At 70.0% G+C, this 13,810-nt stretch carries 15 protein-coding genes; 6 read left to right on the top strand and 9 right to left on the bottom strand.

Features of this window, described 5'->3' with window-relative positions; translation table 11 throughout:
* From TCCBUS3UF1_RS10810 to TCCBUS3UF1_RS10795, 4 genes are read right to left on the bottom strand one after another with little or no spacing between them, the layout of a single operon-like run.
* Positions 1-3,111: a hypothetical protein gene (locus TCCBUS3UF1_RS10810; RefSeq protein WP_014516541.1), complete on the bottom strand. Its 3,111-nt coding sequence runs from the start codon at positions 3,109-3,111 to the stop codon at positions 1-3.
* A gap of 1 nt (position 3,112) precedes the next feature.
* Entirely contained in the window at positions 3,113-3,601 is a 489-nt protein-coding gene (locus TCCBUS3UF1_RS10805; protein ID WP_014516540.1) for a hypothetical protein, read from the bottom strand.
* The gene (locus tag TCCBUS3UF1_RS10800) at positions 3,598-4,443 is read right to left on the bottom strand and encodes a hypothetical protein (protein ID WP_014516539.1); all 846 of its coding nucleotides are present in this window, start codon (positions 4,441-4,443) and stop codon (positions 3,598-3,600) included. Before TCCBUS3UF1_RS10800 ends, TCCBUS3UF1_RS10805 begins: the two co-directional genes overlap by 4 nt.
* Before the next feature lie 56 nt (positions 4,444-4,499).
* Positions 4,500-5,300 carry a hypothetical protein gene (locus tag TCCBUS3UF1_RS10795; RefSeq protein WP_014516538.1) on the bottom strand — a complete coding sequence of 267 codons (801 nt, stop codon included), beginning with the start codon at positions 5,298-5,300 and terminating at the stop codon, positions 4,500-4,502.
* A gap of 97 nt (positions 5,301-5,397) precedes the next feature.
* Here TCCBUS3UF1_RS10795 and TCCBUS3UF1_RS10790 point away from each other — a divergent pair, with 97 nt between their 5' ends.
* Positions 5,398-6,489 carry an IS4 family transposase gene (locus TCCBUS3UF1_RS10790; RefSeq protein WP_014514485.1) on the top strand — a complete coding sequence of 364 codons (1,092 nt, stop codon included), beginning with the start codon at positions 5,398-5,400 and terminating at the stop codon, positions 6,487-6,489.
* A 1,793-nt stretch (positions 6,490-8,282) separates the two neighbouring features.
* Here the strand turns inward: TCCBUS3UF1_RS10790 and TCCBUS3UF1_RS11670 are convergent.
* The 5 genes from TCCBUS3UF1_RS11670 to rlmB are packed head-to-tail and all read right to left on the bottom strand — an operon-like array spanning position 8,283 to position 11,408.
* A complete protein-coding gene (locus tag TCCBUS3UF1_RS11670) occupies positions 8,283-8,495 on the bottom strand; it encodes a DUF2905 family protein (protein WP_081477236.1) in 213 nt (70 codons plus the stop codon).
* A complete protein-coding gene (locus TCCBUS3UF1_RS10780; RefSeq protein ID WP_014516536.1) occupies positions 8,482-9,390 on the bottom strand; it encodes a glucokinase in 909 nt (302 codons plus the stop codon). Before TCCBUS3UF1_RS10780 ends, TCCBUS3UF1_RS11670 begins: the two co-directional genes overlap by 14 nt.
* Complete coding sequence (locus TCCBUS3UF1_RS10775) at positions 9,387-9,623, bottom strand: DUF2007 domain-containing protein (protein ID WP_014516535.1); 237 nt, start codon at positions 9,621-9,623, stop codon at positions 9,387-9,389. The genes TCCBUS3UF1_RS10780 and TCCBUS3UF1_RS10775 overlap by 4 nt, the downstream gene beginning before the upstream one ends.
* A complete protein-coding gene (locus tag TCCBUS3UF1_RS10770; protein ID WP_014516534.1) occupies positions 9,605-10,678 on the bottom strand; it encodes a M20 family metallopeptidase in 1,074 nt (357 codons plus the stop codon). Before TCCBUS3UF1_RS10770 ends, TCCBUS3UF1_RS10775 begins: the two co-directional genes overlap by 19 nt.
* Positions 10,679-10,682: 4 nt before the next feature.
* Entirely contained in the window at positions 10,683-11,408 is a 726-nt protein-coding gene (gene rlmB / locus TCCBUS3UF1_RS10765; protein ID WP_014516533.1) for a 23S rRNA (guanosine(2251)-2'-O)-methyltransferase RlmB, read from the bottom strand.
* 46 nt (positions 11,409-11,454) lie between these two features.
* On the opposite strand from rlmB, the gene TCCBUS3UF1_RS10760 reads away from it, so the two are divergent.
* The 5 genes from TCCBUS3UF1_RS10760 to TCCBUS3UF1_RS11840 are packed head-to-tail and all read left to right on the top strand — an operon-like array spanning position 11,455 to position 13,677.
* Complete coding sequence (locus tag TCCBUS3UF1_RS10760; protein ID WP_014516532.1) at positions 11,455-11,889, top strand: universal stress protein; 435 nt, start codon at positions 11,455-11,457, stop codon at positions 11,887-11,889.
* Complete coding sequence (locus tag TCCBUS3UF1_RS10755) at positions 11,890-12,405, top strand: LOG family protein (RefSeq protein WP_014516531.1); 516 nt, start codon at positions 11,890-11,892, stop codon at positions 12,403-12,405. It abuts the gene before it with no gap.
* A complete protein-coding gene (locus tag TCCBUS3UF1_RS10750) occupies positions 12,402-12,770 on the top strand; it encodes a hypothetical protein (RefSeq protein ID WP_014516530.1) in 369 nt (122 codons plus the stop codon). The genes TCCBUS3UF1_RS10755 and TCCBUS3UF1_RS10750 overlap by 4 nt, the downstream gene beginning before the upstream one ends.
* Positions 12,767-13,516 carry an HAD family hydrolase gene (locus tag TCCBUS3UF1_RS10745; RefSeq protein ID WP_014516529.1) on the top strand — a complete coding sequence of 250 codons (750 nt, stop codon included), beginning with the start codon at positions 12,767-12,769 and terminating at the stop codon, positions 13,514-13,516. Before TCCBUS3UF1_RS10750 ends, TCCBUS3UF1_RS10745 begins: the two co-directional genes overlap by 4 nt.
* Positions 13,516-13,677 (top strand): hypothetical protein, encoded by a 162-nt coding sequence (locus tag TCCBUS3UF1_RS11840; RefSeq protein WP_155983297.1) that lies wholly within the window; start codon positions 13,516-13,518, stop codon positions 13,675-13,677. Before TCCBUS3UF1_RS10745 ends, TCCBUS3UF1_RS11840 begins: the two co-directional genes overlap by 1 nt.
* Positions 13,678-13,810 lie beyond the last annotated feature (133 nt).

Raw genomic sequence — 13,810 nt, 5'->3', positions numbered from 1 at the left:
CTAATGCGTTGCGCTCTCCGCGGGGATGCTGAGGGCCACCTGCCCCAGCATCTCCCCATCGGCCAGCACCAAGAGGGTGTGCTGACCGGGGCCGAGGGGCACCTCCCCGGTCCAGGTGTAACCGTTTTCGCTCCTTAGGGGAAAGCTCTCCCCCCCTTTGCTCAAGGCCACCTGGCGCGCCCGGAAGCGCAGGGTGAGGCGGACCTTGGGGCCTTCCAGGACCCGGGGGTCGAAGAGGGCCCCCTGAAGGACCTGGAGGAAGAGCGGGGCTTCCGCCTCTTCCCGCCCCTGGGCCAGGACCCTTAGGCTGTGGAAGCCAGGGGGCAAGGTGAGGCGTATCCGGGCGGCATAGTAGTTCTCCCCCTGGGGCTGTAAGGGGATCCGCCCCGTGGGCAGTTCCAGCCATACCGCCTCAGCCTCCCCTTGGACCAGGGCCTTCACCTCCACCTCCGCCCCGGCGAGGGGGCTCGGAGGGTCGGCGGTGGCCACCAGGCTGAGGCGGTCGGCCGTGTAGGTGACCACGATCTCCCGCTTGGGGGGGGCCACCCTCACCTGGACGCCGGCAAGGGGGGTTCCGGGCTCCACCTGGACCTGGGCTGCCTTTTCCTCCCGGTACCCCTGGGGGAGGAAACGGGGGTCGGGGTAGACCCGGTAGGTTCCGCGGAAGAGGCCTCCCAGCAGGGCCTGTCCGTTGGCGTCGGCCCGGGTGCAGCGCTTGACCGGCCCTTCGGCGCAGACCCCGGCGAAGGCCAGGCCTTGGCCGGTGTCGGTATCCAGGACCACGACCGGCAAGCTGGTGGCGGGGGCGAAGGGCAGGTCCTTTTCCAGGCGGGCGTTTAGGCTTACGGAAACCCGTTCCTCCCCCACCAGGGCCAGGGTGGCGGGCAGGTTGCCGAAGAGCAAACTCCCCTCCCCAGGGGCCACCACCAGGCGGTAGCGCCCTTCGGCGTCGGTGGTTTCGCAGGTGTTGCCCAGGCAGACCCGTAGCCCGGACAGGGCTTCCTCCCCGGGGTCCAGGCGGCCATTCAGGTTCGTGTCGCGGAAGGCCCGGCCGGCCACCTCCCCCCCCTTGCGCCCGCCAAACAGGTCCACCACCTCCTTGGGGGTGGCGAAGGCGAGGGCCTGGGCGTAGGCCAGGCTCAGCCCAAAGTCGTGCCGGGCCTCGCCCCCCTGGAGGGTGAGGGCGTAGGTGGCCCCCAGGGAGAGGCCCGGTTCCAGGAAGTTCCGCTGGGAGAGGGTGAGGCCCAGGCGCTGGCTGGCCTCTTGTTGCTGGCGGTATTCGTAAAAGAGGCGGCTTTGCAGGCTTCCTGGCCAGAGGTGGCTCCAGCTAACCCCATAGAGGCTTTGGTCCTGGGCTCCTCCTTGCTTGACCAGGTAGACCCCCTCGAGGCTCCCCCCAGGAAAGGCATAGCGCAGGAGGAGGTTGCCTTCCAGGTAGGGGGTTTCCTGGGCCAGGTAGCGCAGGTAGCCGGAGAGGCTGAACTCGCGGGTGCCCAGGCTGAGGCTTCCCTGGTAGGTTTGGCGTTCGGGGGCCTGCCCGGAAAGGGTCTGCTCGGTGCCGTAGCCCAGGCTGAGGCTTCCCCAGACCACCCCGGGCGCGCCGAAGCTGGCGGTGAGGCTTGGGGCCAGGCCAAAGCCCCGCTCCTCCCCTTGCTGGCGGTAGCTTCCTGTGAGGGTGAGGAGGAGGCCGGGAAGGGGCTGGTAGTAGAGGCTGAGCCGGCTCTGCCAGAGGCCCAGGTTGGGGCCCAGCTGCAGGCTGGTGCTCCCCCGGAGGCCCCAAGGGTAAAGGCTTCGCGTGCCCCCCGCCAGGCCCAGGGCGTGGAGGCCCGCCAGGGGCACGCCGCTATAGGTTTGCACCAGTTCCAGCCCCTGGGTCTGCCAGGTAAGGCTTTGGCTCAGGCCGAAGGAAACCCGGTACCCCTCCCCGGCCTGCCCGGCCAGGTCCGTGCCCAGGCCTAGGCTGAGCCCTCCCTCCAGGGGCAGGCGGTAGCGGAGGCTGAGGCTGTCCTGGCGCCCGGTGGGGGTGGCCTGGGTGCTGAGGCTGCCCTGCAGGTCCAGGGCCTTGTCCAGGCTGACCCCGCTCAGCCGGAAGGCCAGCCCCTGGGGACGGTAGCCCCCCTCCACCCCCAGGCGCACGGGGTCTAAGCGGAAGGCGGTGGCCAGGCTAAAGCTCCCTGGGCCCCCTTGGGCCCGGGCCTCCCAGCCCTCCCCTCGGAGGCTTAGGGTGAGGGTCTGGGGGAGGCGCAGGGGGTTTTCCAGGTCCCCGCTGACGGGGCCTGGGCTGGCGGTGGCGGTGACGTAGTCGGAAAGGGCCCCGGAAAGGGTGGGGAGGAGCTGGTAGCCCACCTGGCCCCGGAGCTGGCCCCTTTCCCAGGTGGCCCCTAGGCTGAAACCCACGCCTAGGCCCAGGCTTAGCTCGGGGTCTTTGCCCTTCCGGCCCCCCACCAGGGGGTCGCGGAAGAGGACGATGACCCCGGCTTCCTTCCGGGCCTCGGGCAGGCCCCTGGGGGTGGCCCGGAGCTTCATGTAGAAGCGGTAGCCGGCGGAGATCTGCCCCTCGGGGCTCACCAGCACCCGCACCGCCCCCGTTTCCCCAGGGGCCAGGCCCAGGCCCGGGGGGTTCAGGAAGACCTGGAACATGGCGGCCTCGGCTTCCAGGAGGACCTCCACCCGCTGGTTGGAGCGGTTGGTGATATAGGCGGGGAACTCAAAGGGGCCTCCCAGCTCGGCCTCGAGGGTGGGGGGAACCGAAAGGGCGATCTGGATCAGGGGCAGGACGGCCAGTTCCGCCTCCGCCCGGGCGGCCTCCTGCTCCCCCACGTAGGCCACCACCACGGCCTTCCCCCGGGTCCCCGCCGGCAGGGGGGGGACGCGGAGGGTGAAGCTTAGGGTTTCCTCCTTCCCCTCCAGCACCGCCTGGCGTTCCGAGGAGAGGGCCTGCCAGCCTTCCGGGGGAAAAAGGCGGAAGCGCACCGCCCCCCGCCCTTCCACCCGCAGGCTCAGGGTCAGGTACTCCCCGGGGACCCCGGCGAGGGGGGAGGGGAGGGTGAGGCGGACCTGGGCCAGGCTCAGGCCCGCCAGGAGGGGTAGAAGGGCCCAAAGGGGCTTCATCTCAAGGCTGCCTCAGGGCGGTGACCAGGGCCTGGACCACGTAGCTGCCCGCCCGCTCGTTGCCCAGAAGCTCGAGGGCGAACTCCAGGCGGATCTCCAGCCACCCCGCCGTGGGGCCGGCCTGGGTGTAGACGATCTGGGGGGTGCCGTCGGCCCGGAGCCAGAGCCCCCCGTTCACCCGGTAGAGGACCTGGCGGGCGGGGAGGAGGAGGGCCCCGCCGGGATCTTTGAGGTCGGGGATCTGCAGGAGGAGGCTCCAGACCCCCGGGGCGTTGGAGAAGACCTGCACCGGCAGGACCCCCCCCTCGAGGTTGGTGGCGGGATAGATGGCGGGAAAGCTCTTGGGAGGGTAATCCTTGAGGTCAAAGGCGATCTCCGTGGTGGGGGTGCGCAGGGCGATGGTCTCAGGGATCAGGGTCTGGACGATCCAGGTGGCCTGGGCCAGGGCGGGGGCCAAGAGGAGGGCCAGGCTGGCCAGCCAGGGTCTCATGGGGTGCCTCCTTTCTCCCCCTCAGGGGGCGTGGGGGGGGCTGGGGGAGCGGCCAGGGGGGCGCGCAGGGTGAAGGGCAGGTCCGCGGCCACGTCCCTTTCGGGATCGCCGTAGTTGAGGACCACCAAGGCGGTGTAGTTGCCCGCGGGCAGGGGGCCCACCAGGCTTACGGGCAGGATCCGCACCTGTCCGGGCAGGACCACCTCTTCCTCGATGGCCACCTCGGCCACCTTGCGTCCGGAAGGGTCCCGCACCTCAAAACGGCCGGAAAGCTTCTGGGCGGTGTTGCCGGTGTTTTGGTACTGGATGGCGAAGCGGAAAGGATCCTGGGGGCCCTTGGGGGCGCTGGGCACGATGCCGGTGATGCGCCCGGCGGTGCGCAAGGGGGGGATGTTCACGTAGAACACGTGGGCCATGCGCACCCGGAAGGTGGCGAGGGGGATGCCGGGAGGGGGGTTGGGGTCTTCTGCCTCCAGGAAGAGGATGCCCCAGTGGCTTCCGGGGGTGGCGTCCCGGGGCACGGTGAGGGTGTAGGTGACGGGGCGGGACTGCTTGGGTTCCAGGGTGAACTCCGCTGGGCTGAAGGTGGCCCAGGGGCTGGCGCTTTCCTTCAGGGCGCCCACGGGCAGGAACTGGATCCTCCCCATGGGGTCGTAGGTCCAGTCCCCCAGGCTCACCCGAACCCGCACCGGCCGGGTGCCCACGTTGTGGACCAGGAGGGTGTGGGTGAGGGTGTCCCCCGGCTTGGCCTCCTTGAGGAGGACCGGGGGCTCTACCCCCAGGGTGCTTTGGGCCAGGCCGCCTAGGGCCAGGAAGAGGAGGAGGGGGACGAGGCGCTTCATGCGTTCCTTAGGGGAACGGGGCCCAAGCCCCTTTGGGGGCTTGGGCCCCTGGCCGCTTACCAGGCGGTGGTGGCGAGGGTGTAGGTGAGGTTGGCCGTGCTGGTGCCCCAGAGGTCCGCGTTGACCTTTACGGCCACCACCACCAGGTCATCCAGCCAGCTCTTGTAGCCGCATTGCTTGGGGTTATTGTTGGAACGGCTCCCCGTGGGGCCGGCCTGCAGGTTCTTGGGCACGAGCTGCAGGGTGGCCCCGTTGGGCAGGGCGTAGAGGCCGGTGGCGGCGCCGAAGGTGTCGCAGGGGTTGTCCTGGATGTAGAGATGCTGGATGCTCTGGGCGCCTTGCGGGTCGTTGCGGCTTACGGTCAGCTCCCACCGCTTGCCGTTGGAGAACTTCTGCAGGATGAAGGAGCGGTAGCAGACGAAGTGGTTCTTGCTCCCCGGGACCAGCTCCCCGTTTTTGTCCAGCTTGATGGGCGGGTAAGCGGTGACCTGGCCGCCCCCTACGATGCGGATGTTGGGCCAGTTTGCCACTTCGTAGTAGGTACCCAGGGGCAGGGTCTGGATCTGGTTGTAGAAGTTGTCCCCCAGCTTGGTGCTCACATCGTCTTCCTGGAGCCCGTAGACGCAGACCATCTGGTTGCCGAAATCGGCCCCGGAGTTGGGCCAGTTGGGGCCATCCAAGGCGGTGAGGTCGAAGGTCAGGGTGGTCACGTCCAGGTGCAAGGCGGTGGCCTTGGGCAGGATGAGCTGGATGGTCTGGTTCACCGAGGCCGAGTTTACCCCCTTGGCCACGGCGTCCGGGCCGTTACCCGTGGTGGGGGCCACGATCTGGGCCAGGGCCAAGGGGGCCAGGGCCAATACTGCTACCCTCAGTACACGTCAAAACGTGGGACCACCCCTTTAGGATGGACCTGCGCCCACGTGGATGGGCAGGTACCCATAGGAGGTGGTCCCCATGGAACAGCTTACCCCACTCATCAACGCCTTGAAGCGATACTGGAAGGCCGACCTCAGGCGCCTCACCTTCCTGGCCGCCCTGGTGATGGCTCTGGTCACCGCCCGCACCACAAGCGGCCCCAGACTCGCTCTTTCCCTCGGCTCCATAGCCAGCCCTGACCCCCGCTCCGCCTACCGAAGGTTCCAGCGGTTCTTGGCCTGGCCGGGGCTGGACGGGGAGGGCTATGCCCGCTTCATCTTCGCCCTCCTCCGACCCCAAGGGCTCCTCCTGGTCATGGACCGGACCGAGTGGGAGCTGGGGAAGAGCAAGGTCAACCTCCTGATGCTGGCCTTCCTGTACCAAGGCCTGGCCGTCCCCCTGTTCTGGAGCTTCCTTCCCCACGACGGCAACTCCTCCACCCCCGAACGCATCGCCCTGATGGAGAGGGCCTTGGCTTTCCTGAGGGCCCACTTCCCCCACCTCCGGGTGGAGGGGTTCCTGGCGGATCGGGAGTTCATAGGGGAGGCGTGGTTCCGGTACCTGGAGGAGAAGGGCATCCCCCGGTGCATCCGAATCAAGGCCAACACCCGGATGTGGCGGTTGGGCTCGGGCCCTCGGGCCTGGGAGCTCTTTGCCTCCCTGAAGGTGGGAGAGAGCCGGGTGCCCAGGCGGCGGTACTGGGTCTACGGGCGGCGCATGTGGGTGGTGGGGTTGCGCCTTGGGGTCCGGGAGTGGCTGATTGTGGCTACGGACCTGGACCCTCACCGGGTGCTGGAGGTGTACGGGCTCAGGTGGGGGATAGAGCGGCTCTTTGGGGCCCTGAAGGGGCGGGGATTTGACCTGGAGGCCACGCACGTGACGCGGGGGGAGAGGCTTTCGCGGCTTTTGGTCCCCTTGAGCCTGGCCTTCGTGTGGGCGTTTCGGACGGGGCTTGTGCTGCACCGGGTGCGTCCGGTGAGGCCCAAGAAGCACGGGAGGCTGGGACAGAGCCTCTTCCGGGCGGGGCTGGACCTGCTCACCCTTTGGGCGCTTGCCCTCTGGGGTGCAGGGGGAGGAAGGCGCGGAAGTCCCTTGGGGTTATGCCCTATGGAGGTTTTGACGTGTACATAGACTGCTACCAACATCCCTTTGCGCATACATCCCTCCTTAATCCGTCCCGGGAGGCTTGAGCCTCTCAGGACGCTCTAAGGTTAGGCGAGGGCGCGTTTCCCTGGCGTTTCCTGGGAAAAGGTGCCCTTGGAGGCCAGGCGGGTTGGGGAAGGTGGTAGAATAAAAGCCAGGGTGGTAACGCGTTGAAACGCTCGGGTAACCCCCCCCGTTACACCCTTCCCCTTTTTGGCCGGCCCCGCCTCCTATCCGGCCTGGAGGAGGTGCGCCTTTCCCGCAAGGGCCTGGCCCTCCTCTACTACCTGGCCTTGGAGGGGCCTACTCCCAGGGCCCGCCTGGCCGACCTCCTCTACGGGCACGGGGCCGGTTTGCAAAACCTGCGGGTGGAGCTGCACCGCCTGGCCCGGGCCCTGGGGGAGCGGCCCTTCCCCCCGGGGCAGGACCCCTTGGCGCTCCCCCCCTGGATCCAGCTGGAGGCCACCGGGCAGGGGGAGGTCCTGGAAGGCCTGGAGGCGGTGGAGGGACTCTGGGACTGGGTCCAGGAAGTGCGCCTGCGCTGGGAGCGGAGGCCCCCCGTGCCCATCCGGGAGGCCTTGGTGCGGGAGCTGGCCACCCTCCCCCTTCCCCTCGTCCTGGTCCTGAAAGGGCGGGCGGGTGCGGGCAAGCGGGACCTGGCCCAGGCCCTGGCCCAGGCCCTGGGCCTGCCCTTCCACGAAGGGCTTCGCCCCCAGGGGCTTTCCTACCTGGAAGGGCCCTTTCCCCCTTCCCTTCTCCGCGAGGTCCTGGCCCACCGCGGGCTCGTGGTCCTCAACCTGGAGCCCGGGGAGGAACCCCGGGCTTTCCTGGAGCTTCGGGCCCACTACCCGCCGGAGCGGCTTCGGGTGGTGGACCTTCCGCCCCTTACCTGGTCTGAAGCCCGGCGTGGGCCCCTGGCGGGCCTTCCCTTGCTCGAGGCGGCCCGGATCTACTTCCTTTCCGGGGGGCAGCCGGAATGGATGGCCGACTGGCTGGCCTGCGCCGACCTACCCCAGCGGCCCTTGGCCCAGCTGCGCCTCCAGGCCCGCTGGCTGAGCGAGCCGGCCCGCATGGCCCTAGAGCGGCTTTCCGTGGTGGGGGGTTCCCTGCCGGAGCCGGTGCTGGAGGCTTTGGAGGCCTACCCTTACCTGGGGGAGCTGGAGCGCAAGGGGTGGCTGGTGTACCGGGAGGGTTACCGTTTCGCCAAGGAAGCGGAGCGCCGCCTCCTTTCCCAGGCCCTGCCCCCAGGCTGGCGCCGCGAGCTCCAGGAACGGGCGGCGGCGGCCTTGGCCCTGGCAGGGCTTGCCCGGGAGGAGGCCCTCATGCGCCTGGCCATGGGGGAGGAGGCGTGGTCCCTCCTTCCTACCCCCTTGCGGCAGGCCTTTTCCCCCGAGGCCTTTCCCTACCGCTTCCTGGGCCTGGGCCGGGAGCAGGCCCTGCTCCCCGGGGAGGGCAGGGGCTTGGAGGCGGCACCCGAGGGGTTTGCCGCCGCCTTGCTGGAGCCGGGGGAGGAGGCCTTTTTGGACTTTGCCCCCCTGGAGGAGAGCCTGGTGCTGGAGGTGAAGGGGGAGGCCTACAGCCCGGGGCCAGGGGAGGGGCCCTTCTTGACCCTAGGTACCCCTCGAGGCGCCCTGACCCTGGGCTTTGCCCGTAGCCAACCCTTCCGCTACCTGGCCCTCCTGCCCCCAGGGCCCTGGCGGGTTTCCGTGAGCGGCCTGGGGGTGGTGGCCTTTTCCCTGCGCCTGTACCGCCCCAGGGCAGGCAAGGAGCGGGTTTTCCTCCTAGCGCCGCACCAGGGCCAAGACCAGGCTCAAGAGCAGGGAGAGCAGCAAGGAGGAGGTGAGGGGCAGGTAAAGCCGGAACCCCTCCCGTTCGATTCGGATATCCCCGGGCAGGTGGCCGAACCAGGCGAAGAGCTTGGGGGCATAAAGGAGCAGAAGGCCTAGGGCCACCAGGACAAGCCCCAGCAGGACCAGAACCTTACCCGCCGCCACCTTGCACCTCCAGGTAGGCGGTGAGGGCTGCCCCCAGAAGCCCAGCCTCGCTCCCCAGAAGGGCCCGGCGCAGGGGGGGGACCTCCCAGCCGGCCAGGTAGTGGCGGTAGGCCTCTTCCAGGGCCTGCCAGTACCCCATGGGGGCGTTCAGGGCCAGGCCCCCGCCCACCACCACCACGCTGGGGTCAAAGGCCTTGACCAGGCTAGCCAGGCCGATGCCCACGTACCGGGCCGCCTGGAGCACCAGACGCCTGGCCTTGGCCTCCCCCGCCCCGAAGAGGCGGAAGAGCTCCTTGGTGTCCACGGGGCGCCCGTAGGCGTAGCTGGCCTCCCGTTCCAGGGCCCTGCCGGCGGCCAGGGCCTCGAGGCACCCCTCCAGGCCGCAGCCGCACACCGGCCCCCCGGGGAGGAGGGTGGTGTGCCCCAGCTCCCCGCCCTGGCCCCGCTCCCCCCGGAGCACCCTGCCCTTAAGGACCACCCCACCCCCGATCCCGGTGGAGACCGTGAGGAAAAGGGAACTCTCCTCCCCCCGTGCGGCCCCCAGGTGGTGCTCGGCCAAGGCGGCGGCGTTGGCGTCGTTTTCCAGGTAGACGGGCCGGCCCGTGGCCTCCTCCAGGAGGCGGCGGATGGGGAAGTCCTGCAGGCCAGGGATGTTGGGGGTGAAGCGGATGATCCCCCGCTGGAAATCCAAGGGGCCGGGGGTACCGAGGCCGATGGCCTGGGCCTTTGCCCCGGCCTGGGCCTCCGCTTGGAGGGCGGCCTCGGCCAGGGCGGCCACCACCTTCTCCCCCCCTTCCTTGGGGGTGGGGAGGACCACCCGGGAACGCAGGCCCTCCCCGTCAAACACCCCGGCGGCGATCTTGGTGCCTCCCAGGTCCAGGCCCACCACCCTCATGGGATCTCCTCCTCCAGCAAGGCCTCGGCCTCCCCCAAGAGGGCTTCCGGCACCCAGAGGCCCACGTCCCCCATGTAGGTGCCCAGGGCCGCCTCGGGGAGGCCGGAAAAGGGGGTTTCCAGAAAGACGGGGATGCCTTTGGCCTCCAGCCTGGCCTTGAGCCCCTCGGCCACGGGGCGGGGGGCGGTGAGGAGCTTGCGGTAAGGGGTTCCGGCTAGGGTGCGGCGCTCCATAGGGCCTCCACCAGGCGGACGTAGTCCCTGGCCGCGGCTTCCACCTCGGCCAGGGGGATGTGCTCCTTGGGGGTGTGGGCCAGGGCGGGGTCCCCAGGGCCGAAGCCCAGCACCGGGGCCTTGGCCCCCAGGTAGGGGGCATCGGTGGTGAAGGGCCAGAGCCCAGCCCTTTCCTGGCCCAAGGCCTTGAGGGCCTCGAGGAGGAGGGGGTGGTCTTCCCCCAGGCGGTAGGGGGGCCAGAGGGCGGAAAGCCGCATCCGCACCTCCCCTGAGCCCCGTTCCTCCTCGGGGATGTAGACCGAGGCCCCCCCTAGGGCCCGCAGCCTTTCCAAAAGCCTCTCCGGGTCTGCTTCAGGCTCGTAGCGCACGTCCAGGTAAAGCCGCACCACCCCCGGGGTCTGGTTCTTGGCCCCGGGGTAGGTGTCCACCCGGGTGGGGGTGAGGTGGAGGCCGGGAAGGGGAGGGAGGTCGCGCAGGGCCAGGAGGTATTCCGCCAGCTCGTAAAGGGGGTTTTCCTCGCCCGCCAGGGCGGCGTGCCGTTCCTCTCCCTCCAGGTCCACCCATACCTCGGCCCGGCCCCGGTGCCCCCGCATGAGCCGCCGTCCCGAGGGCTCCCCCAGGATGAAGGCCCGGGGGGAAAGCCTTGGCGCGGCGTGGCGGCTTCCCAACCCCCCCACCTCCTCCTGCACGGCGGCCAAAAGGCGCACCCTTCCCCGAAGGGGCCTTTGGGCAAGGTTCTCCAGGGCCAGGAGCATGGCCACCAGGGGGCCTTTCATGTCCACCGCCCCCCGGCCCCAGAGGGCCCCTTCCGCCACGGCCCCTTGGGGGTAGGGCCAGCGCCCAGGGTCCCCCACGGGCACCACGTCCAGGTGTCCCGCCAGGACCACCTCGGGCTCCTCCTCCCCCAGGAGGGCCTCCACGTTGCCCGCCTCGTCCAACCAGGCGGGGAGGCCCATGCCCTTCAGGGCCTCGAGGAGCAGGGCCGCCGCCTCCCCTTCCTGCCCGGGGAGGCTTTCCGCCTGGAGGAGGCGGGAGAGGAGCCGGACCCAGTCCACGCCCCTATCCTACACCCCGGGCACCCCGGGCCTCCCGGGCGGCATAGAGGGCGATGGCCAAGGCCACGGAGGCGTTCAGGGACTCGGCCTCGGGGCGGATGGGGATGCGGAAAAGCTCGTCGCATCCCTCGCGCACCAGCCGCCGCATCCCTTCCCCTTCCGAGCCCACCACCAGGGCCAGGGGCCGCTTAAAGTCCAGCTCCCTTGGGGTCTTCTCCCCCCGGAGGTCCAGGCCGTAGACCCAAAGCCCCCGGGCCTTCACCTCCTCCAGGGCCCGGGGTAGGTTGGTCACCTTGACCACGGGGAGCTTTAGGGCCGCACCGGCGCTGGCCTTCAGGGCTAGGGGGGAAAGAGGGGCGCTTCGGCGGGCCTCGGAAACCACCCCGTGGGCCCCCAGGGCCAGGGCGCTGCGGATCATGGCCCCGTAGTTCCGGGGGTCGGTGATGCCGTCCAGGAAGACCAAAAGGGGAGGCTCCCCCCGGGCCTCCGCCAGGCGGAAGGCTTCCTCCAGGGGAGCGTACCGGGGTTCTTCCACCTCCGCCGCCACCCCCTGGTGGTGGGTGGTGCGGAGCAGGGTGTCCAGCTCAATCCGGGGCACCAGGGTGTACTCCGCCCCCAGGCGTTCCAGTTCCCTTAGGAACCAGCCCTCCACCCCCCGGGCCACCAGGACCCGCCGGGCCTGGCCGGTTTTCAGGGCCTCGAGGACCGGGTTCCGCCCGTAGATCCACACGCCCCTAGTCTACGCCCCAGGGTATGATGAAAACGAAGGAGGCCTTATGTACAAAACCATCCTTATGCCCACGGACGGGAGCCCCTGCAGCTTCCAGGCCATTGAGCATGGCCTTGGGCTGGCCCAGGCCCTCTCCGCCAAGGTCCACTTCCTCTACGTGCTGGAGAACCCGGCCCAGGCCATCTGGATTGCCCCAGAAAGCGTCCCCTACGGCCTGGAGCTCCTAGAGGACCTCAGGAAGGCGGGGGAGGAGGCCATCGCCAAGGCCCTCTCCCTGGCCCAGGCCAAGGGGGTGGAGGCCACGGGGGAGGTGAAGGAGGGGGTGCCGGTGCCCGCCATCGTGGAGGCGGCCAAGGGCTTTGACCTCCTGGTGATGGGCACCCACGGGCGGACGGGCCTGGACAAGCTCCTCTTGGGCTCGGTGACCGAGGGGGTCCTCCACCGGGTTTCCGTGCCGGTCTTGGTGGTGCGCTGCCGCTAGATGCGCCTTCTTGCCGTTTTTGTCTCCTCCCGCCTCTCCCCAGCCGACCCCCTCTACCCCAGGCTGGTCCGCTACGGGGAGGTCCTGGCCGAGGAGGGGTTTGGCCTGGCCTGCGGCGGGTACAAGGGGGGGATGGAGGCCCTGGCCCGGGGGGTGAAGGCCAAGGGCGGGGTGGTGGTGGGGGTTACCGCCCCAGCCCTCTTCCCCGACCGCACGGGCCCCAACCCCCACGTGGACCTGGAGCTCCCGGCGGCCACCTTGCCCGAGCGCATCGGGCGGCTTCTGGACCTGGGGGCGGGGTACCTGGCCCTGCCCGGGGGGGTGGGCACCCTGGCGGAGCTCACCCTGGCCTGGAACCTCCTCTACCTGCGGCGGGGCCTGGGGCGGCCCCTGGCCGTGGACCCCTACTGGCTGGCCTTCCTCCGGGCCCAGGGGGAGATCGCCCCCGAGGACCTGGCCCTCCTCCAGGTGGTGGAGGACGAGGAGGACCTGCGCCGCTTCCTGCGAAGCCTATGAGCGAAACCCTTTTGCTGTACGTGCCCGAGCTGGGCCAGGGGGTGAGCTTCTACCAGGCCTTGGGCCTGGCCCTGGAGGAGCTGGTTCCGGAGAAGGAGGCCCTTTTGGTGCCCAAGGAGGGGCCCCTGCTCCTCCTCCGCCCCGGCCCCGGGGGGGTGGAGCGGGGGCCCCAGCGTCCCCGGCCCGAGGGGGAGGGCTTCGCCCGCCTCCGCTTCTGGGAAGGCCGGCTGGTCTTCCTGGTGGAAAGCCTGGAGCATGAGAAGCTCCGCCTGGCCAAGTACGGCCTGGCCTTCCGCGAGGCCGGGGACCACCTCCTGCTCTTTGACCCCGGGGAGAACCCCCTTTTGGTCCAGGAGGGGGCATGAGGCTCTGGCTTCTGGACCTGGACGATACCCTTCTCCAGGACCACGGGGTGAGCCAAGGGGTACTGGAGGCCTTGGGGCAGGAGGTGGGGGTAAAGGGGTTTTTCCCCGCGGTGAAGGCCCGGGCCGAGGCCCTCTTCCGCCAAGCCCCCTTCTACCCCTGGGCGGAGCGCATCGGCCACTCGGCCCTGGAGGCCCTTTGGGCCCGCTACACCACCCCGGGCCTCGAGGCCCTGGCCGCCTGGGCCTGGCCCTTTCGCGAGCGGGTCTTCCGCGAGGCCCTTGGGCTCCTGGGCGGGCCGGTGGAGCGGGCGCGGGAGTTGGCCGAGGCCTTCTTCCACGAAAGGCGCCGCTACCCCCTTTTTCCCGAGGTGCCGGGCTTCCTCGAGGCCCTACGGGCCAAGGGGGCAGGCCTGCTCCTCCTCACCAACGGGGTGCCGGACCTACAGCGGGAGAAGCTCTTTGGGGCGGGCCTGGGGGAAGCTTTTTCCCTCACCCTGATCTCCGGGGAGGTGGGCCTGGGCAAGCCCGACCCTAGGCTCTTCCGCATGGCCCTTTGCGCCTTCGGGGTGGCCCCGGAGGAGGCGGTGATGGTGGGGGACAATCCCGAGCGGGACGTGCAGGGGGCCCTGCTCGCAGGCCTTAAGGCGGTGTGGGTGGACCGGGGCCACCGGCCCCGGGACCCCCGCTACCCCGCCCACCTCGAGGTCCAGGACCTCCGCCAGGCCCTGGCCCTGCTGGAGGGGTAGTGCGCCTTGTGGCCCGCCTTCTTTCCGGTCTGGCCGCAGCCTTTTGGCTCCTTCTCCTCTTTGCCGGGGCCCTGGGGTCAGGGGAAAGGAGGCGCGGATTTTCCTCCTGGCCTGGCGGCGGCCCCGCCTTGGGGGATGGTTTCTCCTGGCTGGAGGCATAGCCTTTGGCCTCGTCTCTGCAGCCCTGGCCGGGCCCCTGGGGTGGCCTTCTTCCTGACCGGGCTGCCCTTTATCCTTTCCGGCCTGCTTTTTGTGTGTTCCTTCCCCAGGTCCCGCGGGGGGCTGGGGTAGGCT

The organism is Thermus sp. CCB_US3_UF1 (assembly GCF_000236585.1).
Taxonomy (GTDB): domain Bacteria; phylum Deinococcota; class Deinococci; order Deinococcales; family Thermaceae; genus Thermus.
Note: the sequence above shows the minus strand (reverse complement) of the source record. Positions and strands in the feature narration are given on the sequence as shown.